We start from the raw sequence: 21,383 nt of genomic DNA, 5'->3' as shown, positions 1-21,383 counted from the left end.
TCAGGCCCGCGCCACGCCGAAGGTCACACCACGGAGGGGGTCAGGCCCGCACCACGGCGAGCGGGCAGGGGGTGTGGTGCAGCAGGGCCTGGCTGATCGAGCCGAGCAGCATGCCGGCGAGCTGCCCGTGCCCGCGCGAGCCGACCACGAGCAGGTCGGCGCCCTCGGCCGCCTCCTTCAGCACCTCGACGGGGTGGCCGTGCACGACCTCGGGCAGCACGTCCACGTCCGGGTGCCGCTCCTGGCGCTCGGCCAGCAGGTCCTGCAGCTGGTGCAGGGTGTGCTGCTCGTTCTCGGGGTCGGCGGGCAAGAAGCCGCCGGGCCGCGGCCACGCCCACGCCTGTACGACCCGCAGCCGCGCCTCACGCAGCTCGGCCTCGGCGAAGGCGAAGTCGAGTGCCCGCAGGCCGGGAGGCGAGCCGTCGGTGCCGGCCACGATCTCGCCGCGGGGCGTCGCGGGCCGCTCTCCGACCACGACGACGTTCGTACGGGCGTGGGCGGCGACCCCCTGGGCGACGGATCCGACCAGCAGCCCGCGTACGCCGCCGATGCCGTGGCCGCCGACGACCAGCAGGTCGGCCTGTTCCGCGACCTTGATCAGCGCCGTGCGGGGGTCGCCGGGGAGCAGGGTGGTCTCGACGATGATCGCGGGGCGTTCGCGCAGCGCCCGGTCGCGTGCGGCGGCGAGCACCGAGTTCGCCTCGTCGCGCATCCACCGGGCGACCTCGGCGTAGCGGGCGGACAGCTCCTCGCACACCCACCGCGGCACCGCGTGGGCCACGGTCAGCCGGGTACGGCGCAGCGCCGCCTCGGTGGCCGCCCAGCCGGCGGCCTCCAGCCCGGCGCGCGAGCCGTCCACCCCAACAATGATCATGGCGTCTGCCCCCTCAGGAGAAGGCGTAGCACTCCACTTCGGCGCGGCGGAACGAGATGCCGTGCTCCTCGGAGTCGCGGATGCAGGCGCGCTCGGCCTCGCTGAGCTGGAGCGTGCCGCACACGGTCACGCCGGCGTACGTACGGCAGTCCAGGTCGGCGTCCCTTGCGCCGATACGGAAGATCTCCTTGACCGTCGAGCGGCAACGAGCCTTGCCCGTGTCGGCGAAGCGGCACTGGGCGAGCAGCGTCCGGTACTGTTCCTTGCTCACCTCGTGCTGGTCCGTCCCGTCGCCGTGGGCGGCGGGGGCGCCGAACGTGGCCAGCAGCACGAGTCCTGCGACAGCGGCGATCTTTTTCATAGTCCCCCTGATGGGGTTGGTACCGCTGGAGAGGGCCGTCAAACCTCGCGCTTGATCGCCAGGACGCTCAGCCACGTGCGCCCGGCGGTGTTCAGGCCGTGCTCGACGGTGTCGAATCCGGCCGCGTGGAGAAGGCGCAGGAGCGCGCCGGGGTCGCGGTGGACGAACCAGCGGTGCCGGCCGGCCCCGCTCGGAACCTCCTCCCACCCTTCCGAGTCGCCCGCCGAGGTGCTCAGGCCCAGCACGCCACCCGTACGCAGGGTCAGTGACCAGGCGCGGAGCGTGGCCTCGGTCTCGGCGGCGGGCACGTGCAGGAGGGCCGCGACCGACCACAGGCCGGCGAGCGAGCCGGGGGCCACGGGCGGCCGGCGCAGGTCGCCCAGCACGGCGGGCACGCCGCGGGCCGCCGCCAGTCCGGTCATGGCGGCCGAGCGGTCCACGCCGACGACCCGCAGCCCGCGCTCGCCCAGCCAGGCGGCGTCCCTGCCCGGCCCGCATCCCAGGTCGGCGACCGTTCCACCGGCGGGCACGGCGTCGGCGAAGCGCTGCCTGAAGGCCTGGAGGCCGGCGTCGGGCCGCTCGGTGTTCGCGGCGAAGCGGGGGCGATGTGGTCGTAGGTGGCTGCGGTCGTTGACGTGGGATCTTCCATTTTGCGGATGATGTCATGTTTCGTCCTGGCGTGGGCGTGGGTAGGACCAGCGCCGTCCAACGCGGGAGCCCGGTGCGGACCGGGCTGAGAGGACGGCTGCGAGCCGCCGACCGCCAGAACCTGCTCCGGGTAATGCCGGCGAAGGGAGTTTGCGCGATGACCGACGCGCGTGTCCCCACCTTTACCAAGATCTACGAAGGCGACCTCCGCGTGCCCAAGCGCCAGGTCAACCTCTCCGACGGCTCGTCGGTGACGCTCTACGACACCTCGGGCCCGTACACCGACCCGTACGTCGAGACCGACGTGCGGCGCGGGCTGGCGGGCCTGCGCGAGCCGTGGGTCGCCGCCCGCCGCGCGGCGGGCGAGCCGGTGACCCAGGTGGCCTGCGCCAAGCGGGGGATCGTCACCAAGGAGATGGAGTTCGTGGCCGTGCGGGAGGGCGTCACCCCCGAGTTCGTACGCCAGGAGGTCGCCGCCGGCCGGGCCATCATCCCCGCCAACGTCAACCACCCCGAGACCGAGCCGATGATCATCGGCCGCAACTTCCTCGTCAAGATCAACGCCAACATCGGCAACTCCGCCGTGACCTCCTCCATCGAGGAGGAGGTCGAGAAGATGACCTGGGCCACCCGGTGGGGCGCCGACACGATCATGGACCTGTCCACCGGGCCCGACATCCACGAGACCCGCGAGTGGATCATCCGCAACTCGCCGGTGCCGGTCGGGACCGTGCCCATCTACCAGGCGCTGGAGAAGGTCAAGGGCCGCCCGGAGGAGCTGTCGTGGGAGGTCTACCGCGACACCCTGATCGAGCAGTGCGAGCAGGGCGTCGACTACGTGACCGTGCACGCGGGGGTGCGGCTGGCGTACGTGCCGCTCACCGCCCGCCGCAAGACCGGGATCGTCTCGCGCGGGGGCTCGATCATGGCCGCCTGGTGCCTGGCGCACCACCGCGAGAGCTTCCTGTACGAGCACTTCGACGAGATGTGCGAGCTCCTGGCCCGCTACGACGTGTCGTTCTCCCTCGGCGACGGGCTGCGCCCCGGCTCGATCGCGGACGCCAACGACGAGGCCCAGTTCGCCGAGTTGCGCACGCTCGGCGAGCTGACCACGATCGCGCGGGCGCACGACGTCCAGGTGATGATCGAGGGCCCGGGGCACGTGCCCATGCACAAGATCAAGGAGAACGTCGACCTGCAGCGCGAGCTCTGCGACGACGCGCCGTTCTACACCCTCGGCCCGCTCGTCACGGACGTCGCCCCCGGATACGACCACATCACCTCGGGCATCGGCGCCGCCATGATCGGCTGGTACGGCACCGCCATGCTCTGCTACGTCACCCCCAAGGAGCACCTCGGCCTGCCGAACAGGGACGACGTCAAGACCGGCGTGATCACGTACAAGATCGCCGCCCACGCCGCGGACCTCGCCAAGGGCCACCCGGGGGCGCAGGCGTGGGACGACGCGCTCTCGGACGCGCGGTTCGAGTTCCGCTGGGAGGACCAGTTCGACCTGTCGCTCGACCCCGACACGGCACGCTCGTTCCACGACGAGACCCTGCCCGCCGCGCCGGCCAAGACCGCCCACTTCTGCTCCATGTGCGGCCCCAAGTTCTGCTCCATGCGCATCAGCCACGACGTCCGGCGCTACGCCGACGAGCACGGGCTGGACACGCAGGAGGCGATCGAGGCCGGCATGGCGGAGAAGGCGGCCGAGTTCGCCGAGCGTGGCGGCCGGGTCTACCTGCCGATCGCGGACTAACCGGGCAGCGTCTCGCCGCCGATCGGGGCCAGCACCTCGCCCGTGTAGTACGACGACATCCGGCCGGAGGCGAAGAACACGTACGAGGGGGCGATCTCGTCCGGGTCGGCGGGCCGGCCCATCGGGACGTGCCCGCCGAACGAGCCGACCTTGTCCTCCGGCAGGGTCGCCGGGATCAGCGGCGTCCAGACCGGGCCCGGCGCCACGGCGTTGATCCGGATGCCGCGATCGACCAGGTTCTGGGCCATGGAGTAGGTGAAGGCGTTGATGGCGCCCTTGGTGGCGGAATAGTCGATGAGCGTCTTGTTGCCGCGCAGGCCGTTGATCGAGGAGGTGTTGATGATTGCGCTCCCCTCGCGCAGGTGGGGGAGCGCGGCCTTCATGACGCGGAAGTAGCTGTGGATGTTGACCGCGAACGTGTGCTCCCACTGCTCGTCGGTCAGCTCCTCCAGGCCGTCGACGGGCGCCTGGTAGGCCACGTTGTTCACCAGCACGTCCAGGCCGCCCAGCTCGGCCACGGTCTGCTCGACGACGGACGCGCAGTGGTCGCGGTCGCCCAGGTCGCCGGGCAGGAGCACGCAGCGCCGTCCGGTCGCCTCCACCAGCTTGCGGGTGTGCGCGGCGTCCTCGTGCTCGCTGAGGTACGCGATCGCGACATCGGCGCCCTCCTTGGCGAAGGCCACGGCGACCGCCCGGCCGATGCCGGAGTCGCCGCCGGTGATCAGCGCCTTCTTGCCGTCCAGCAGGTCGCGGCCCACGTAGTCGCGCATCTCGTCGCGCGGCTCAGGGGCCATCTCGTCCGTACGGCCCGGGTACGGCTGGTTCTGGGCGGGTGGTGTTTGCGACATGCCCAGCGGCTGCCCGCGCACGGGCCGGGCTAACGCCCTTACCGGACGAAACCCTCGTCCCGCAGCCACTCGCGCGCCACCAGGGCGGGCACGTCGCCGTCCACGTCCACCTGGGCGTTGAGGCCGCGCATCACGTCGTCGGTCAGCTTGGCGCTGATCGGCGCGAAGATCTTCGCGATCTCGGGGTGCGCGTCGGCCAGCTCGCGCCGCATGGTCACCGCGGCGTTGTAGCTGGGGAAGAACTTCTTGTCGTCCTCGAGCAGCACCAGGTCGAGCGCCTGGACGCGGCCGTCGGTCGTGGTGACCATGCCGACGGCGCACTGGCCGCTGGCGACGGAGTTGTAGAGCACGCCCACGGACACCAGGCGCACGTTCGCTCTCGGGACCTCCTTGCCGTAGGTCATGCCGTACGCCTTGAGCATGCCGAGGAAGCCGTCGTCGCGGCCGAAGGTCTCGTGGTCGACGCAGAACGTGCGCTCGTTCACCGGGATCTTCGTGATGTCCGAGATCGTCTTCACGCCCCACTTCTGCGACGTGGCCCGGGTGACGCCCATGGCGTAGCTGTTGTTCAGCGGTGCGGGCGGCAGCCAGACGATGCCGTTCTTCCGCAGGTCGAGGTCGCGGACCGCGACGTACTGCGCCTGCGGGTCGGGCAGCGCCTCGGTCTGGCCGAGATAGGTGATCCAGCCGGTGCCGGTGTACTCCCACATCAGGTCGGCGTCGCCGCGGGTCAGGGAGGCGCGGGCGTTGACGCTGCCCTGCACGTTCGTCTGGTCGCGCACGTCGGCGCCGGCGGCGGTGAGGGCGAGCACCGCGATCTTGCCGAGCACGAGCTGCTCGGTGAACTCCTTGGACGTCACCCGTATCGGCGTGCCCTCCAGCGACGGGATGGGCTGGATGCCGGCCGGCTCGACCGGCGGCACGAACGACGACGCCGGCTGCAGCCCGCACCCGGCGGTCACCATAACGGGCACCAGGACGAGCAGCAGGGCCAGGAACGCTCTCACGACAGCCCCTTCGGGGCGAGGACCCGCTGCGCGAGCCCGCCCACCCAGTCGATGATCAGCGCGAGCACCGCGATCAGCACGCACCCGGTGACCAGTACCAGGTTGCGCTGCGTGCTCACACCGGTGGTGATCAGGTCGCCGAGCCCGCCCGCGCCGATGAAGGCGGCGATGCTGGCCGTGCCGACGTTCAGCACCAGCGTGGTCCTGACACCTGACAGGATGACCGGCGCGGCCATCGGCAGCTCCACCTTGAACAGCACCCTGGTCGCCGACATGCCGATGCCCCGGCCGGCGTCGATCAGCCGCCAGTCCACCTGCTGCAGCCCGACCATGGTGTTGCGCAGCGTGGGCAGCAGGCTGTAGGCGAACAGGGCCGCGACCGCCGTCCAGAAGCCGATCTGGAAGACCACCGCCAGCAGCACGACCAGCCCCACCGCCGGAGTGGCCTGGCCCAGGTTGACCACGGCCAGCACGAACGGTGTCGCCCGGCGCATCGCGCCCCTGGTGAGCATGACGCCCAGCGGCAGCGCCACCAGCAGCACCAGCAGGGTCGAGTAGAACACCAGCTGGATGTGCTCCCACGTGCGGCCGAAGATGTAGGGCAGGTTGAGCGAGCCGCGCTCGATGCCGTCGAGCGGCACCGACTGCGTATATATGATCATGGCCGCGCCCACGGCCAGGTAGCAGAGGAGCGGCAGCACGATGTGCCAGGAGCGGCCGAGCCGCGGCTCCGGGCTGACGGCTTCGTCGGCGGCGGCCGTGGGAGCGGTCATCCGCTCTCCCCGGGGTGGTTGCGGTGCAGGCGGCGCTCGCGTTCCCTGGTCTTGATCGTCTGGATCGCGTTCTGCACGGTGCTCAGCGACAGCGCCCCCGCGTACGCCCGGCGCCTGCCCACCACGGGCACCACGTCGTTGTCGGCGTTGAGCAGGGACTCCAGGGCGTCCTGCAACGTCATCCGGTGGCCGAGGGTGCCGGTGATCGGGTCGCCGGCCGAGCCGACGGGCCCCTCGACGCCCTGGAGATGCTCGGCGCCGACCCAGCGCAGCGGCCGCCGCATCCCGTCCGTGATCAGCGCGTAGCCCCGGCCGTCGCGCTCGATCTCGGCGAGCACCCCGGCCGCATCGGCGTCCTCCGACGCGTACGGCACCTGGTCCACCTCGATGTCGCCCACCTTGGTCAGGCGCAGCAGCCGCATCGAGGAGCCGGCGCCGAGGAACTGCTCGACGTAGTCGTCGGCCGGGTTCGTGAGGATCTCGGCGGGGCTGGCGTACTGCACGATGTGGCCGGGCGCCTTCATGATCGCGATATGGTCGCCGATCTTCAGCGCCTCGTCGATGTCGTGCGTGACGAAGACAATCGTCTTGGCCAGGTCGTCCTGGAGGCCGAGCAGCTCGTCCTGCAGGCGTTCGCGGCTGATGGGGTCGAGCGCTCCGAACGGCTCGTCCATGAGCAGCACGGGCGGGTCGGCGGCCAGCGCCCTGGCGACGCCGACGCGCTGCTGCTGGCCGCCGGACAGGCGCCGCGGGAAGGTGTCGCGGTAGACCTGCGGGTCCAGGCCCACCAGCGTGAGCAGCTCGTCGACCCGCTCGGCGATGCGGGCGCGGTCCCAGCCGAGCATTTTCGGCACCTGGGCGATGTTCGCCGCCACCGTCATGTGGGGGAACAGGCCGGCCTGCTGGATGACGTACCCGATGTTGCGCCTGAGCCGGTCGGGGTCGATGTCGTGGGAGCTGCGGCCGTCGATGACGATGTCGCCGGAGGTCGGCTCGATCAGACGGTTGATCATGCGCATGGTGGTGGTCTTGCCGCACCCGGACGGCCCGACCAGCACCACGATCTCGCCCGCGGGGATGTTCAGGTCGAGCTCGCGTACGGCGGGGTCGCCGCCGCCGGGGAAGGCCTTGGTCACCTTGCGCAACTCGATCGGCACCCCGGCGGTGCTCTGGTCAGCCACGGACGCCTCCTGTGGTCAGGCGCCGGCTCAGCGGGCCCTCCGGCCTGGTCAGCTTCCCGATCAGCACGAAGCAGCCGTCGAAGAGCAGCGCGAGGATGGCCACCCCGATCGTGCCGGTCAGCGTGGAGTTGACCGCGTTGGCGCCGCCCAGCCTGGCCAGCCCGGAGAAGATCTGCTCGCCCAGCCCAGGCCCTGAGACGTACGCGGCCACCGCGCCGATGCCCATGGCCAGCTGCGTGGACACCCGGATGCCCGTGAGGATCACCGGCCAGGCCAGCGGCAGCTCGATCCTGGCCAGCGACCGGCCCCGGCCCATCCCGATGCCGCGCGCCGCGTCGACGACGAGCTGGTCGACGCCCTGCAGGCCGACGACGGTGTTGCGGATGATGGGAAGCAGCGCGTACAGGGTGATCGCGGTCACGCTGGGCGCCACCCCGAGCCCGAGCGCCGGGATCAGCAGGCCCAGCATGGCCAGCGACGGCACGGTGAACAACACCCCGGAGGAGGCGGTGGCCAGCGAGGCCAGCCGCGGGCGGCGGTAGGTGGCCACGCCGATGAGCACGCCAAGGACGGCCGCCACCAGGACACATTGGGCGACCATGCTCGCGTGTTGCGCCGTCTCGAAGAGGATGAGGTCCCACCGGTCCTCGACGTACTCCCACAGGGTCATCGACTACGTACTAACCGGGATTCGACGTACCAAACATCGCAACTGACACTTTTGTCCCTTTAGTCACACCTGTCTCAGACGAGCCACAACACCACCTCAGCCCGACCAGCCCGAGCGGCAGCACGAGGCTCCACGTCAGCAGCCCGATCCACGCTGCCTCGACCGCGCTCATGCCCGACCAGAGCACCAGCCCCAGGCGGATCAGCTCCTGCAGCGCGAGATGGACCACCATGACCACCGTGATGTGCCGAGCCGGGTCCGCGGACCGCGCGAGCAACTGCCCGGTGGGCAGGGAGGTAAGGAACGAGCCGGCCATGAAGGCGATCGACAGCCCCACCACGACCCACGTGGGGCCGCCCGCGAAGATCGCCAGCCCGGCCGCGACGAGCACGCAGATCACGGCCCGTACGAGCAGCTTCCCCCGCGGACCCGCCGTCATCGAAGCCTCTGTCAAGTGCCGTCCTTTCCGCAGAGCGGGCGGTCGTCCTGCACCCGGCCGTTCAGCGCCCCTTCCAGCGCGTCCACGGACGCGAAGAACGTCTCCCGCGAGACCTTGTCCTCCCAGACGCCCCGGGCACACCGGCGGAACAGCTCGCTGAACTGGGCATAGTAGGGCGACTTCGGCCGCGGCCTGGCCCGGTCGATCGACCTTTTCGTCTCCGCCGCCAGCCTCGCCAGCTCGTCCAGGCTCGGGTTGGTGATGTCGGAGCCGTCCTGGCGCTGGCACGACGGGCCGCCGCCGCCTGCGTAGCGCTCGTACACCTCGGTGAGCACCGGCGAGTAACCGCCGCAGGCGAACAACGTGGCCTGCACCTCCGGGCTGGTGAGCCGGTCGATCAGGCGCCTGGCGGGAGCCAGCTTGGCCGGCTTGATGTGCTGGGAGACGGCCAGCACCGACCCGCCGAGCACGCCGCCGCGCGCGGCGGGCGCGTACACGTCGAAGCGCAGGTCCTCGCCGGAGTCGCGCATGCGCGGATCGGCCGCCAGCTGGTGGAACGCGATCGGCCAGTTGCGCATCCAGGACACCGGCTGCCCGCCGACATGGCCCTCCTTGAAGGCCACGACGCTCGCGTCCTCGTCCATCTGGAGCGACTCGCGCAGCACCGCGACGTTCTCCCCCGTGGTGGACAGCGTGCGCCTGAACGACCTCAGCGCCTCCCACGTGGCGTCGCGCTGCTGGTCCAGCACGATGGAGGTCCTGTCGTCGCCGCCGAGCACCTTCCCGCCGGCCAGCTCGATCGTCTCCAGGAAATTGATGGTGCCCATCTCGTTGTCGTCGAGCTGCAGCAGGTAGCCGCCGGACCGCCGGTCCAGCCGCCGGAACTCCAGCGGCGCGTCGGCGGCGAACGGCACGCCGTACTGCTCGCCGTCGATCCGCCCGGCCCCCAGCGGGCCGGACAGGAATTCGTCGTCGCGATCCGCCAGATCGATCGGCTGGATGTAGCCGTGCCGGGCGAACTCGGTCACCCACGCCACGTCGAGCACGAGGATGTCGTACGCGCAGCTGCCCGCCTGCGCCAGCGCCGCCATCTGGGCGCGCCGCACGTCGGTGCTGGCGGACAGCTCCAGCAGCTTGGCCCGCGGGTCCCCGGGCGGCTTCAGCAGGCCGTTCCACTCCTCGATCACCTCCCGCCGCACGCTGCCCGTGCTGACGTCGTCGCCGGTGGCCACGACGAGCTCGGCGTCGTTGCCGCCGCAGCTCTCCTGAGGCGTGACGGGCACCGAGGGCGGGGAGATCGTCGACCGGGGCCGGTCCGGCTGGGACGGTCCTGCGGACAGGCCGGACTGCCAGGTCAGGAGCAGCACCATCAGCAGGGCGCCGCAGCCGAACGCCACCACGTTCCTGCGCCGGACACGTTCGCGCCGGCCTGCCTGGAGCCACGTCCTCATCGCCACCCCCGCACCGTGATGATGGCCCGGGTGAGCGCCTTGTCCGCGCCCTCGCTCGCCGTCACGCAGCGGTACGGCTTGCCCGAGCCGGGCAGCGCGGTCACGGCGCACGCGTCCTGTCCGAAGACGACCACGTACAGACCCGAGACCGTCGGTGCGCGCTCCAGAGCTCGGGCGATCACCTTCGCGGCCTCGCCCCTGCCCTCGTTGTCGAACAACCTGCCGTCGGTCAGCAGCACCACGGGAGCGGCCACCGCCTCGTCGCCCGTGCCCAGCCGGGTCAGCCCCGCGGAGGCGGGGGCGTCCCAGTGGTCGAACGCGGTGCTCTCGATGCTCGCGGCCACGGCGCCGAGCTGCTCCCTGGTGCTGTCGGCGGCGATGCTCGTGACCTCGGCGGGCCCGTTCCTCGTACGCGCGTGCAGGCCGAACACCCGGACCCCGTCGCGCGGCCCGAGCAGCCGGCTGTTGGCCCGAACCGCCTCTGCGGCCCGGACCCGCACCGGGCGGTCCGCCGATCCCGAGGTGTCGACGAGCAGCCGCAGGTCGAGCTTCGGGCGCAGCTCGTCCAGCACCAGCTTCTTGAGCCGCCCGAGGTCATGGCGGTCGAGCTCGCCGTCGGCCGGCCCCGGCGCGTTGGGGAAGAGCGGGTGGGCCCGCAGCCACGCGCCGAAGTGGTCGACCAGCTTCTCCCGCTCGGCCGAACGCTGGTCCGGCCAGGACACCTTGACGAACTGGTAGTCGAGCGTGCTCAGGTCGTGGTGCCGCACCGCGACGAGGCGCGCGCTGTCACCCGTCCCCTCGCAGCCTTTCACCCGGCCCGCGTTGAAGTCGTCCACGCTGTGCGCGGGAACCAGCATCGCGATCTTCGGATCGCCGGCGCCCGACCTGTCGGCCAGCCGGTCGAACTCGCACAACAACGAGGTGACGGTGTCCGCGCCGAGCCCGTTCTCCACCAGCTCCTGCTCGGCCTCCAGATAGCGCGACTCGGGCAGCCCGCGGTCGTGGAACACGTCGTGGGTGCCGATCAGCGCGGCCACGGACGTCTCGGGGAACGGCCGCGCGATGGTCATGCCCATCTTCTTCGTCAGCGTGTCCCACACCTCGCCGAACGCATAGCCGTCCGGATTGTCCATGTACGTGCCCAGCTCCTCGTGCCGCTGCCCGGTCATCGCCAGGACCAGCTGGTCACGCCCCACCGCGTCCTCCGGCTCCGGAGCGCCGAGCGAGCGGAGCTCGCCCGCCCTGAGCTCGTCCGGCTCGGCAGCGGAAGAGGCGACCCAGGCGTCGGGCTGCAGGTCATAGAGGCGGGCGTACGGCTGGTCGCGACGGTCCTCCCGCCACTCCCACCGGTTGTCGAAGGCGTCATGGAGATGGATGGGCGGCGGCGCCACCGCCACGGTCATCCTGACCACGGGGCAGCCGTCCTCCGTCTGGTGCTCGCGCACGTAGCTCCGGGCGCGCGCGGTCAGCTCGGTCACGTTCTCGGGCGCGGTGACCAGCCGCAGCTCGGCAGGCGCCGGGCACTGGTCGTCCGCGGCGACCGCCCGCACCCCGGTCCACACCCCGGTGGCCAGCGCCCCGCCGGCCAGCACGCACAGCGCCGTCCTGACCTCCTTCGGGTGCTTCTGGATGAGATCGCGCAACACCGGGATGAGCGCCGCGGCCCCGACCAGGACGCCCGTCCCCAGCGACCCCCACAGCTGGATGTGTAAGGGCTGGCTCGTGAACAGGTCGAGCCACGGCGCGGAGATCCACGTCACGAACGCGCCGGCCAGGGCACCGATCACCGCCGTCTGCACCGCTGATGCGACCTGCGACTTACCCGGCTCTGTCGCAGCCGGTTCGTTCTGCTTGATATCGCTCATGTGAAGGGGCGCCCTCATATGACGGGGATCACTTGGAGCCTAATCCGCTTCGCCGGCGCGTGGGACGGTTAACTCATAGCTGCGATATCGCCGATCGTCGGCGTACCGGAAGGGTAGCTATCGAAATCATCACGGTACGCATGGCGTCACCCTGCGCGGCCTGATCATTCTGTTGTCATGACATTCGCGGACTCGCTGACCCCCGGGAGGGCCCTCATGGCCGACCTCGCACGGTTGTCCTTGGAAGACGGAAGCACGATTCTGGTCGAGGCCGATGGGGCGAAAAGTGACGGACCCGTCCAAATAGGGCGCGGTGACGTTATCAAAGATCTGCCGGCGGCCTTCCAGAAGGTCATGGCGCCGGTGGCGGAGCTGGCCAAGGAAGCGATCGTCCAGCTCCGCACGGCTGCTCCGGACGAGGTGGAAATCGAGTTCGGGGTGAACCTGGCGGCAAAGGCCGGAGCCGTGATCGCCAAGGTCGATTCTGGCTGCCATATCAAGGTGACAGCCAAGTGGCAGCGTGCTCAGCGCTGAGGAGTTCAGCCGGGGTGTCGCACAGCTGGTCTCCGATGACGGGGTGATATGTGGTGCCGGCTTCCTCGTCGGCCCCGACGAACTGGTCACATGCGCGCACGTGGTGGCGCAGGCCGGTCACGGACCAGGCGGCCGGGTGAAGCTGGCCTTTCCCGGGCTCGGCGACGACGCGGACGCGGTCGGGCTGGTGCTCCGGGAGGGGTGGCGCGCGCCGGACGCCGAGGACATCGCCTTTCTGCGGCTGCTCGACGTCCCCGCCGGAGCCCGGGCACTGAGCCTGAGCACCGCGGCGGGGACTCGCGATCACCCCGTGCGGTCCTTCGGCTATCCGGCGCAGGCTCCGCCCGCGGGCCACTTCGGGTACGCCAGGGCAGGCGACCTCCTGCCGGCAGCGCGGCCAGGCGGCTGGCTCCAGCTCACCGATGCCAACGGATTCACGGAGGGCTTCAGCGGGGCGCCCGTCGCCGACGAGTCGACCGGCCTGGTGATCGGCATGCTGACCGCCATCACGCAACCGGACGGGTTCTCCAGAGGCCTGACGGTCGCCTACGCGACCAGCGCTGACACCCTCAGGTCGGTTCGGCCCGTGCTCTTCACGACGCCCGAGAGCCCGTTCCGGGGGCTGGAGGTGTTCAGAGCTGAACACGAGTCGCTGTTCCGTGGCCGTGACGCGGTGGTGGAAGCCGTCGTGAACCGGTTGCGCGGACCACGCCGGCTCCTGCTGCTGCTCGGCCCGTCAGGCTCAGGTAAGTCGTCGATGGTCCAGGCCGGGGTCCTGCCCGCGCTCGCGCGTGGCGCGCTGCCCGGCAGCGATCGCTGGCAGCAGGTGCTGGTCACCGGATCCGGCCAGAAGCTTCCGGGCGTGCCCGGCCGGGGCGAGGAGCGGCTGCTCCTGGTCGTCGACCAGTTCGAGGAGTTCCTGACCGACCGGGCCGCCATCGACCACATCATGGAACTGGCCGACTCGCGGGCCGCGGTGAGCGTCGTCCTCATCATGCGCAACGATTTCTTCCCGCAGCTGGCGGCCCAGGCCGCGGACCTGCTGGATCTGTCGGCCGAGGGGCAGGTCAACGTGCCGGCCACCCTCGGCAGGAGCGACCTGAGGGCGATCGTCGAGCGCTCCGGAGTGGCGTTCGACCCGGGTCTGGCCGAACGCGTCATCGCCGACGTCATGGAGAACGGGAGCGCGCCCGTCACGGCGCTGGCCCCTCTCGAACTGGCCCTCGCCCAGCTGTGGGAGCGCCGGCAGGACGGCCGCCTCACCCACCAGGACTATCAGGCGATCGGCAAGGTCGCGGGAAGCCTGGCCACCTGGTGCTCGACGGCACTCAGCCACCTGAAGGACCAGCAGCTCGCCACAGCCAGAACGATCCTCACCGCGCTGGTGCGCCCCCAGGAGCCGGAGCGCGGTGTCCCCGCGACCCGCCAACGGCAGCCGATCAGCCGCCTGCGGGAACTTGCCGGGCCGGGCGCCGATGAGGTCCTCCGGTCGCTCGCGCACGACCGCGTCATCACGACGTACGCCACCTCGTCAGAGCCGGACCCGGATGATCGCGTTGTCGAACTCGCCCACGACACGCTCGCCCGCGACTGGGACGACCTGCGCGAGTGGGTCAGGCAGGACGGTCAGTTCCACACCTGGCTCAACCAGGTGCTCGTAGCCGAAGAACGTTGGTCGCGGAAGCGCAGTACGGAGGATCTGCTGCGCGGCACCGACCTGGCGGAAGGCCTGGCCTGGCAGAGAGAGCGGGCACTGCCGAGCGAAGTGAAGGCGTTCGTCGAAGCCAGCCTGCGCAACCAGCAGGCGACGATCAGGCGCGCCAGGCGGATCAACCTCATCCTGGCAAGCGCGCTCGTGGTGGCCCTCGTGGCGGGAGGCGTCGCCGTCTGGCAGCAGCAGGTGGCCGCCGACGGCGCCCGGCAGGCCCTGTCACGACAGCTGTCCGTCGTGGCCGGCGATCTCATCGACAGCGAGCCGGACACGGCCGCGCTGCTGGCCGCCCGCGCCTTTCAGACCTATCCCGACGCGCGGTCACTGGCCATGTTGCGCGCGGCAGCCGGGCTCCCGCTCCATCGCAGGTTCGTGGCTGCCGGCCGGGTGGCCGCGGTCGCCCTCAGCGGAGACGGGCAGACCGTCGTGGCCGGCGCGGGACGGTCGGTGCAGGTGTGGGACGTGGAAACCGGTGCTCTCCGCGCCCGGCGCGAAATGGGCGGCGAGATCACCGCACTGGCGTTGAGCCCTGACGGCGCGACCATCGCCGCCGGTGCGGGAAAGGTGGTGTCGGCGTGGGGAGCCGCCACGCTGGACGAGAGGGTGAACGAGATGGACTTCAGCCCCGACGGAAACGTGCTCGCGATCGCCACCAACGGGTCGACCTGGCTGTGGCGCAAAGGGGAGCCGAAGCCGGACAAACTGCCGGGCCAGGGGCTCGCGTGGTCGGTGTCGTTCAGCCCGGACGGCCAGACGCTGGCCCTGGCCGAGGCCTCCGACCGGATCGAGCTGCGGAACCTGACCACCGGGCAGGTGAGAAGCCTGACCCAGACAGGGACCATATTGAGAGTGGTGCGTTTCGGGCCCACGAACGACACCCTGGCCACGGTGAATGACGATTGGACAATCCGCCTGTGGGATGTGCGGCGCGACCGTAACCGGCCCATGGACGTGGCCGACCGGGTCGACGCGGTGGCGTTCAGCCCGGACGGCCGGACCCTTGCCGCCGGAGGCGGCACCGACGAGTCGACGATCCATCTTCTGGACACCGCGTCGCGGGACGTCCGCGCCACTATCGCCGGTCACACGAGCGCCATCACTTCGCTGGCCTACAGCGCCGGCGGCCGGACTCTCGCCAGCGGAGGCGAGGACGGCGCCGTCCGGGTGTGGGACGCCACCATCGGCAGGCCCCTGTCCAGCTCATCCTCAGGCACTCAGGCCGGAGAGATCACCGCTCGCAGCCCGGACGGCCGGATCACCGCTGTTGTGGACAGCGGCGGCAAGGAACTGTGGATACAGGAGAAGACCGGGCGCCGCCGCTCTGTCAGACACGGTTTGAACGCGATCGACTTACTGGCGATCAGCCAGGACGGCCGTACGCTCGCCGCGAGCGGCGGCGGATCCATCCAGCTCTGGGATGTGACGACGGGCGCCCCTCTCAAAGGGGTGCCACGGTTCACCAAGCGGTCGATCCTCGGCATCGCCATCGCCGGCGACGATCTGATCGCCATCGATGAGATCGGGCTGGTCGGCTCGTGGAACCGGGTGACGGGACAGACGAGCCGCTTCGAGGTCACAGCTACACAGTGCGAGGACGATACAGGTCCGATCGTCAGCGAGGCCGTCTTCGATCCCCTCGGCCGGACACTGGCGATCGCTGATCACTGCGGCAGGATGAACCTCTGGGACGTCACGTCCGCCCGCCACCTCGTCACCTTCGCCGGCCGCCAGGACAACTCGGCCGCCATGCTCAACGGCCGGCGGACGCTGGCCTTCAGCTCCGACGGCGCGACGCTGTCCCGGGGCGGCCAGTCCTGGGACGTCAGCCTCCTCGCTCGCGTCGCCGACCCCGAAGTCGCCACCAGGCGCATCTGCCAAGCCGTGCGGCGGGATCTCACCGCGGCCGAGCGAGCCACCTACCTCGTCGGCCAGGACTCGAGCCCGACCTGCACCGGCGCCTGACGTTCCGATGGCGATCGGAACGTTCATGGCCTCGGGGCCTAACGTGAAGACATGGTGACGGTCGGCGTCGACATGGCTGCGGAGGCGGCGCGGACCGCGGTGGCCTGGCTCGACTGGCACGACGGCTGCGCGCGGCTCGTCAACGTACGGACCGGCGCGGGCGACGACGTGATCGTCGAGGCGGCGATGGAGGCGGGCAAGGCGGCGATCGACTGCCCGCTCGGGTGGCCGGAGAGGTTCGTCGACTTCGTCACCGCCCACCGTGCCGGGCACGTCCAGGTGCCGGACGGGCTCGCCGGCCGGGACTGGCGGCGTGACCTGGCCTGGCGGGTCACCGACCAGGTGGTGCACGCGCAGACCGGGCTGACGCCGCTCAGCGTCTCAGCCGACCGCATCGGCCACGCCACCATGCGCTGCGCCGCGCTGCTGGCCGAGCTGGCCCGGCGTGGTCAGCCCGTCGACCGGCGAGGCGGCGGGGCCGTCGTCGAGGTCTACCCGGCCGCCTGCCTCAAGCAGTGGGGGCTGCCCCACCGCGGCTACAAGCGCGCCGCCAACCTCGCCGGGCTGGGAGAGCTCGTCGACCGCCTGCGGGAGGCGGCGCCGTGGCTCGACCTGGGAGGGCATGAGCCGCTCTGCCGGGCCTCCGACGACGCCACCGACGCCGTCATCTCCGCGCTCGCGGCCCGCGCGTCGGCGCTCGGCCTCGCGACCGTGCCCGCCGGAAACCAGGCGCAGGCCGCGGCCACGGAAGGCTGGATCGCGCTGCCGACCACGCCCCTGAACAGCCTCGTGCCCTGAGGTCGTCAGCCGCAGACGCCCCGGATGCCGCACACCTTCTTCGCCATCTTCTTCGCCTGACTCGCCAGCCACTTCCACTGGTGCACGTCATCGTGGGTGTAGAGGAACAGCGCCTTCCCGCGGCGCCCGACAACCCACCGCAGCGCCGGGTCCGCCTCCCGCTTGCCGTTCGTGAAGTGATACTTTCCCACGTACATGGCTTCGCTGCCGATGCGCACGGACTTGGTGGAGTAACGGAAGCCGGTCCTGGGGCATCGCTTCGCATCGGCCAGGAGCTTACGGAAGGCCGCCTGGGCGGACTTCGTGCTCCCGTAGATCAGGAGCTGCTCGGCGCCGGTGGAGGGGGCGCTGGTCAGAACGGTGATGGTACGCATCGCGACACGGCCGTCGCGTGGCTTCCCTTTGGTGGCGCAGGGATTGAGGACGAGCCGCCTCGACAGGCTGTCGCTGATCTTCCACCACTCCTCGTTCACCGCTTCAGGGGGGAGCGGTCCTCTCGCCCTGGCCTCCGTCAGCAGGAACCCCTTGGGGATGGACTTCGCCTCCGCGCTCGCCGCACCCGTGCCCGCCAGGAGGAAGCCGGCCACGAGTGCCGCCGTCAACGTCTGTCTGATCATGATGCTTGAGATGTGCGAAGCTCGGGCGGCGTTCGCGGAGCTGACGGATGTGGCCGAATCCGTGGCCTAGCGGGCCTGCAGGGACGCTCTTCTGTGGCGCTCTTCCGCGCGTTTGGTCTGCGGGTGGTCGGGGCCGCACGTGGTCAGGTAAAGCTCCAGCACCGCGTGGTATTCGCGGCACGCCTGGTCCCAGAGGCTGCGTTCCTCCATGACACGGGCGATCTCGTAACGGGTCGCGATCGTCTGGGGGTGCCCCGGCCCGAGCGCGCGGACCTGGCGCCGCAGCACGTCGCGCAGCTCGCCCTCCGCCCGATCGTGCGCACCGGTGACCCGCCACGTGCGCGCCAGCTCGTAGCGGATGTCCAGGGTGTAGACGTGGTTCTCACCCCACACCCGCTGGGCTGCCTCCTTGATCGTGCCGAGTTCTTGCTCGGCCTCGGTCTCCTGGCCGATGTCGCGGAGCATCCAGGCTCTGTTCGACCTGGTGAGCAGGATGTCGGGGTGAGCCGGTCCGAGCACCCGGGCCTGGTAGGCCGCCAGGTCGGCCATGCCCCGCGCGGCCTCGCGGGTGCGCCCCTGCAAGGCCACGTTCATCAGCAAGTTGAAGCGTGTGCGCAGCGTGAGATGGTGGTCCGGCCCGATGATGCGGACGCGGGTGGCGAGGAGGTCGGCGTAGCCCTTCTCCGCCGTGGCGTAGTCGCCGAGATCGCCGACGGCCCGGATGTGGTAGAACCGGCTGGCCAGCGTGTCAGGATGTTCAGGGCCGAGGACACGGGCGCGCGCCTCCACCACCTTGCGGCACACCGCCTCCGACTCGTTGAGGAGTGCGCGCATGGCGAGGGCACGCCCGACCTCGTGCCAGGTGGTGAGGGTGTCGGGGTGGTCGGGGCCCAGCACCCGCGTCCTCGTGGCCAGCGTCTGTTCGTAGCAGGTGTGGGCCTCGGCGTACCGTCCCTGTTCGAAGAGGGCGAATCCGAAGTCGTGCCGAGTCGCCAGCGTGTCAGGGTGCTCCTCGCCCAGCAGCTCCGCCCGTGCGCGCAGGACCCGGGCGAGTTCCGCCTCCGCCTCGACGGCGCGAGTCATGCACGCCCACGCGGCGCCACGCTGGTGGCGCAGAGCGAGGACGCCCGGATGGTCCGCCCCCAGAACGTCGGCCTGCCGCAGCGAGAGCGTCGCGAGCTCCGCGGCGGCGGCGTAACAGCCGCTCGCCCGGAACGCTCCACACGCGCGGCTCACCAGCTCGGCCAGCTCGACCAGCGTCCGCTCGTCCAGGGCCGAGGACGTGATGGACAGCAGGGCGCGCAGGTGAGGCATCAGGTCCTGCCAGGCGGGCCAGTCGCCAGGTGCGTCGTGACGCCTGCCGCACAGCGCGCCGCGCAGGAGGGCGACCGCGACGGTGGTGATGTCCGGCGTGAGACGCGTACGGCTCGCCTCGGCGACCAGGGGATGCACGACCAGCGTCCCGGCAGGCGCGCGAGCCTGGATGAGGCCCATGGACCGCAGCGCCTCCAGCCCGGGGCGTACATTGTGCTCGCCGCCGCAGATCTCACCCAGCGGCGCGGCGTCCAGCAGCGCTGTGTCGATCTCCACCGCGGGGGCGAGGCAGGCCAGCACCCGCAGCAGAGGGCGGGCCTGCCGGCACCCGCGCCCGGCGAGGGCGTCAAGGGAGATCTCCCACGTGGTGGTGATCGACGGCTCGCCACCGCTGCCGCCGAGCAGCGCGGGGAAGCGGTCGTCCAGGGCGAGAAGGTAGTCGGGGAAGGTCCTCTCCTTGGAGAAGGGAGAACTGAGGTGGCTACCGGCGTGAGACAGCGCCAGCGGCAGCCCGCCCAGCCGCCTGGCCACCGCGCCGGCCTGCTCCAGCGTGCCCGCCTCCCCGGCGAGGTCGAGCAACATTCTCGCCCCGTCGTCCTCGTTCACGCACAGGACGTGGTGAACCCGGCCGCACCGGCCCCAGGCCCGCTGCTCGACGACGCGGGTGGTCACGACGACGAGCCCGGACGTCGTGGGCCGCAGCCAGCCGGTCGCGTCGCGTACCGGTGCCCCCGCCACTTCCAGCGCCCGCGGATCGTCGGCGTTGTCGAGGACGAGGAGCCAGCCGGTCCGCTCCTCCAGCCGCGTCCAGAGCACGTCGGCCGGATCGCGCCGTCCGGCGCGTGCCTCTCCGATCGCGATCGCCGGCGCGCCCAGCTCGGCGGCCAGGGCCAGCAGGGACGACGTCACCGTCTGGGCGTCCGTCGCGGCGATCCACCACACGCGCCGACCCGCCCTCCGCGCCCGCTCGGCGAGTGCGAGCGCGACCGTGGTCTTGCCGACCCCTCCCAGGCCGCCCAACACGTGGAACGCGCCGTCCGGCTCGGCCAGGCGCTGCTCCAACCGCAGGAGCACGTCCTCCCTGCCGCGCACCTGGGGCAGCCGCCCGATCGGCGCCCGCAGCACCGGGACGGCGCACGGCCCCGGCCGTACGTCAGCCGGAAGGTTTTCCGGGGAAGGCGTTTCGGGCGGACGCGTTTCGGAGGAAGACACTTGAGGCGGAGGCGTTGCAGGAGGCGGGACCACGGGTGCCGGGGCGCCCTGCCGGGGGGTCCGGCGCAACTGCAGGGCGGCGATGAGCACCGCGGCCACTCCCGCCAACGCCCCCACGACGCTCACCGGATCCATGTGGTCACTGTACGAAGTAGCTCACTCGGATAACGCGACTTCGGCGGGCTTGTGGAAAATCCAAGGGCGCTCGCCACACCTATGTCCCCAAAGGGAACCGGCCACAAAGGCCGCCGGCAAGCACCTTCCGTGGGTTGCGCGGGCGGCGTCCGCGGATGGTGCGCCCATGACGACACTAGGGTTGCGGAATCAACGCGATGGCGGTGGTGAAGAAGAGGGCGATGGGCATGACGACCACGATTATCCCCACCAGGACGAATCTCAGTAGGACCGCCCGGTAGGCCATCCAGAACCCGGCAGCCGCAACTGCCAGGAACACAGCGAAGGTCAACGCCATGCCGACCAACACGGGGACGTGGTGTTGGAGGCCCGGATTGACAACCCAGTCTTCCATCGGGTCGCCCGTCCCGGGGAAGTCCGACAGCTCGTACAGGAGAGGCGTCGCCGCCCATGACGCCACCGCCAACTGGATCGCTCCCAGCCCCGAACCCGCAAGCAGTGCCGTGATGAACCCGGCTTGACGGGCATCGGTCATGCTCCACCGCGCGACCAGGAGTCCGGCGAGCAGAGCGCACACATGCCCGACCGCACTACCGGAGGTGTAGGCCAGGACCGCCTGGATGCGCCACTCCGCGATGTGCTGTTCGGACCATTGCGGGTCGGTCACCATAGCATTCCCCACCTGCAAGTCAGGGACGACCAGCGCTGCGGCCACGCCGGCGCTTACGGCCAGCAGGAGCGCGTAGACGGTGATATGGCGGATCTTCTGCTCCCCAAACACTAGAAGATGCGGCATGTCGCCATCATGCGCGATGTTCAGGGCCGCCCGGTGGATGGTTCGAGCGCGACATTCCGGGCGGGGCGGCTGCGATAGCAGAGCGGCTGTCTCCGAGGGCCAGATATCTCGAGGCTGGGGCTGAGGCTGAATGCCCAGATCTCCCGAAGTTCAAGCGTAGGCCCGCGACTGTCGTCCTGTAGTGGCTACCTCTAGTGATCTGACCGGGAACGGTCACCGGGTGTTGGCTTCGCCTCGATAGCCTGCACGGCGTGATCGACTCATATGCGAGTTACGACGATGCTGCAGTCGCGATAGCGTAGGCGACGACGGATTGCTGCGGTGCAAGTTTCAGGTGAACCGAATACACTTTTGCAGAACGCTACGAACAATTCCGTGCGGCGGTATAGCGGGAGATGGGTCTCTTTCCACGGGTCGAAGGAGCG

General features: G+C 70.7%; 17 protein-coding genes, 1 pseudogene and 1 riboswitch. Of the genes and pseudogenes, 4 read left to right on the top strand and 14 right to left on the bottom strand.

Annotated features, from left to right (window positions below; all coding sequences use genetic code 11):
* Window positions 1-40: 40 nt before the first annotated feature.
* The 3 genes and pseudogenes from ACTWPV_RS26630 to ACTWPV_RS26620 all read right to left on the bottom strand — a co-directional run.
* Window positions 41-874: a universal stress protein gene (locus tag ACTWPV_RS26630; RefSeq protein WP_443153863.1), complete on the bottom strand. Its 834-nt coding sequence runs from the start codon at window positions 872-874 to the stop codon at window positions 41-43.
* 13 nt (window positions 875-887) lie between these two features.
* Window positions 888-1,235 (bottom strand): hypothetical protein, encoded by a 348-nt coding sequence (locus tag ACTWPV_RS26625; protein ID WP_347643628.1) that lies wholly within the window; start codon window positions 1,233-1,235, stop codon window positions 888-890.
* 38 nt (window positions 1,236-1,273) lie between these two features.
* A pseudogene (locus ACTWPV_RS26620) lies at window positions 1,274-1,789 on the bottom strand (class I SAM-dependent methyltransferase); the annotation flags it as partial.
* Window positions 1,790-1,935: 146 nt separating this feature from the next.
* A riboswitch (TPP riboswitch) is annotated at window positions 1,936-2,048 on the top strand.
* Here ACTWPV_RS26620 and thiC point away from each other — a divergent pair.
* Entirely contained in the window at window positions 2,041-3,645 is a 1,605-nt protein-coding gene (gene thiC, locus ACTWPV_RS26615) for a phosphomethylpyrimidine synthase ThiC (RefSeq protein ID WP_347643630.1), read from the top strand. Its footprint overlaps the riboswitch before it by 8 nt.
* On the opposite strand, the gene ACTWPV_RS26610 is transcribed toward thiC, so the two are convergent.
* Genes ACTWPV_RS26610 through ACTWPV_RS26575 form a run of 8 tightly spaced genes read right to left on the bottom strand, consistent with a single transcriptional unit; the run spans window position 3,642 to window position 11,879 of the window.
* A complete protein-coding gene (locus tag ACTWPV_RS26610; RefSeq protein WP_347643631.1) occupies window positions 3,642-4,493 on the bottom strand; it encodes an SDR family oxidoreductase in 852 nt (283 codons plus the stop codon). The genes thiC and ACTWPV_RS26610 overlap by 4 nt on opposite strands.
* Before the next feature lie 38 nt (window positions 4,494-4,531).
* Window positions 4,532-5,500 carry a glycine betaine ABC transporter substrate-binding protein gene (locus ACTWPV_RS26605; protein WP_443153862.1) on the bottom strand — a complete coding sequence of 323 codons (969 nt, stop codon included), beginning with the start codon at window positions 5,498-5,500 and terminating at the stop codon, window positions 4,532-4,534.
* Entirely contained in the window at window positions 5,497-6,273 is a 777-nt protein-coding gene (locus ACTWPV_RS26600; protein WP_347643633.1) for an ABC transporter permease, read from the bottom strand. The genes ACTWPV_RS26605 and ACTWPV_RS26600 overlap by 4 nt, the downstream gene beginning before the upstream one ends.
* A complete protein-coding gene (locus ACTWPV_RS26595; protein ID WP_443153861.1) occupies window positions 6,270-7,454 on the bottom strand; it encodes an ABC transporter ATP-binding protein in 1,185 nt (394 codons plus the stop codon). The genes ACTWPV_RS26600 and ACTWPV_RS26595 overlap by 4 nt, the downstream gene beginning before the upstream one ends.
* Entirely contained in the window at window positions 7,447-8,124 is a 678-nt protein-coding gene (locus tag ACTWPV_RS26590) for an ABC transporter permease (RefSeq protein ID WP_347643635.1), read from the bottom strand. The genes ACTWPV_RS26595 and ACTWPV_RS26590 overlap by 8 nt, the downstream gene beginning before the upstream one ends.
* Before the next feature lie 10 nt (window positions 8,125-8,134).
* Window positions 8,135-8,578 carry a hypothetical protein gene (locus tag ACTWPV_RS26585; RefSeq protein WP_443153860.1) on the bottom strand — a complete coding sequence of 148 codons (444 nt, stop codon included), beginning with the start codon at window positions 8,576-8,578 and terminating at the stop codon, window positions 8,135-8,137.
* Complete coding sequence (locus tag ACTWPV_RS26580; protein WP_443153859.1) at window positions 8,575-10,014, bottom strand: extracellular solute-binding protein; 1,440 nt, start codon at window positions 10,012-10,014, stop codon at window positions 8,575-8,577. Before ACTWPV_RS26580 ends, ACTWPV_RS26585 begins: the two co-directional genes overlap by 4 nt.
* The gene (locus ACTWPV_RS26575; protein ID WP_443153858.1) at window positions 10,011-11,879 is read right to left on the bottom strand and encodes a hypothetical protein; all 1,869 of its coding nucleotides are present in this window, start codon (window positions 11,877-11,879) and stop codon (window positions 10,011-10,013) included. The genes ACTWPV_RS26580 and ACTWPV_RS26575 overlap by 4 nt, the downstream gene beginning before the upstream one ends.
* A gap of 216 nt (window positions 11,880-12,095) precedes the next feature.
* Between ACTWPV_RS26575 and ACTWPV_RS26570 the strand changes: the two genes are divergently transcribed.
* From ACTWPV_RS26570 to ACTWPV_RS26560, 3 genes are read left to right on the top strand one after another with little or no spacing between them, the layout of a single operon-like run.
* Window positions 12,096-12,413: a CU044_2847 family protein gene (locus ACTWPV_RS26570; protein ID WP_443153857.1), complete on the top strand. Its 318-nt coding sequence runs from the start codon at window positions 12,096-12,098 to the stop codon at window positions 12,411-12,413.
* Window positions 12,400-16,086 (top strand): nSTAND1 domain-containing NTPase, encoded by a 3,687-nt coding sequence (locus tag ACTWPV_RS26565; protein WP_443153856.1) that lies wholly within the window; start codon window positions 12,400-12,402, stop codon window positions 16,084-16,086. Before ACTWPV_RS26570 ends, ACTWPV_RS26565 begins: the two co-directional genes overlap by 14 nt.
* A 51-nt stretch (window positions 16,087-16,137) precedes the next feature.
* A complete protein-coding gene (locus tag ACTWPV_RS26560) occupies window positions 16,138-16,884 on the top strand; it encodes a DUF429 domain-containing protein (RefSeq protein WP_443153855.1) in 747 nt (248 codons plus the stop codon).
* Window positions 16,885-16,889: 5 nt separating this feature from the next.
* Here ACTWPV_RS26560 and ACTWPV_RS26555 read toward each other — a convergent pair whose 3' ends face one another.
* From ACTWPV_RS26555 to ACTWPV_RS26545, 3 genes are all read right to left on the bottom strand, one after another.
* A complete protein-coding gene (locus ACTWPV_RS26555) occupies window positions 16,890-17,501 on the bottom strand; it encodes a hypothetical protein (protein ID WP_443153854.1) in 612 nt (203 codons plus the stop codon).
* A 66-nt stretch (window positions 17,502-17,567) separates the two neighbouring features.
* A complete protein-coding gene (locus ACTWPV_RS26550) occupies window positions 17,568-19,940 on the bottom strand; it encodes a tetratricopeptide repeat protein (protein ID WP_443153853.1) in 2,373 nt (790 codons plus the stop codon).
* Window positions 19,941-20,337: 397 nt separating this feature from the next.
* On the bottom strand, window positions 20,338-20,958 hold the full coding sequence (locus ACTWPV_RS26545) for a hypothetical protein (RefSeq protein ID WP_443153852.1): 621 nt from the start codon (window positions 20,956-20,958) through the stop codon (window positions 20,338-20,340).
* Window positions 20,959-21,383: the final 425 nt, after the last annotated feature.

The organism is Nonomuraea sp. KM88 (genome assembly GCF_052245635.1).
Classification (GTDB): Bacteria; Actinomycetota; Actinomycetes; order Streptosporangiales; family Streptosporangiaceae; genus Nonomuraea.
Note: the sequence above shows the minus strand (reverse complement) of the source record. Positions and strands in the feature narration are given on the sequence as shown.

What these genes read in the sequence shown, in the direction of transcription:
- ACTWPV_RS26575 (WP_443153858.1), bottom strand. Translation starts at nt 11,879, where the DNA reads ATGAGCGATATCAAGCAGAACGAACCGGCTGCGACAGAGCCGGGTAAG.
- ACTWPV_RS26545 (WP_443153852.1), bottom strand. Translation starts at nt 20,958, where the DNA reads ATGCCGCATCTTCTAGTGTTTGGGGAGCAGAAGATCCGCCATATCACC.
- ACTWPV_RS26590 (WP_347643635.1), bottom strand. Translation starts at nt 8,124, where the DNA reads ATGACCCTGTGGGAGTACGTCGAGGACCGGTGGGACCTCATCCTCTTC.
- ACTWPV_RS26610 (WP_347643631.1), bottom strand. Translation starts at nt 4,493, where the DNA reads ATGTCGCAAACACCACCCGCCCAGAACCAGCCGTACCCGGGCCGTACG.
- ACTWPV_RS26580 (WP_443153859.1), bottom strand. Translation starts at nt 10,014, where the DNA reads ATGAGGACGTGGCTCCAGGCAGGCCGGCGCGAACGTGTCCGGCGCAGG.
- ACTWPV_RS26555 (WP_443153854.1), bottom strand. Translation starts at nt 17,501, where the DNA reads ATGATCAGACAGACGTTGACGGCGGCACTCGTGGCCGGCTTCCTCCTG.
- ACTWPV_RS26560 (WP_443153855.1), top strand. Translation starts at nt 16,138, where the DNA reads ATGGTGACGGTCGGCGTCGACATGGCTGCGGAGGCGGCGCGGACCGCG.
- ACTWPV_RS26630 (WP_443153863.1), bottom strand. Translation starts at nt 874, where the DNA reads ATGATCATTGTTGGGGTGGACGGCTCGCGCGCCGGGCTGGAGGCCGCC.
- ACTWPV_RS26600 (WP_347643633.1), bottom strand. Translation starts at nt 6,273, where the DNA reads ATGACCGCTCCCACGGCCGCCGCCGACGAAGCCGTCAGCCCGGAGCCG.
- ACTWPV_RS26625 (WP_347643628.1), bottom strand. Translation starts at nt 1,235, where the DNA reads ATGAAAAAGATCGCCGCTGTCGCAGGACTCGTGCTGCTGGCCACGTTC.
- ACTWPV_RS26570 (WP_443153857.1), top strand. Translation starts at nt 12,096, where the DNA reads ATGGCCGACCTCGCACGGTTGTCCTTGGAAGACGGAAGCACGATTCTG.
- thiC (WP_347643630.1), top strand. Translation starts at nt 2,041, where the DNA reads ATGACCGACGCGCGTGTCCCCACCTTTACCAAGATCTACGAAGGCGAC.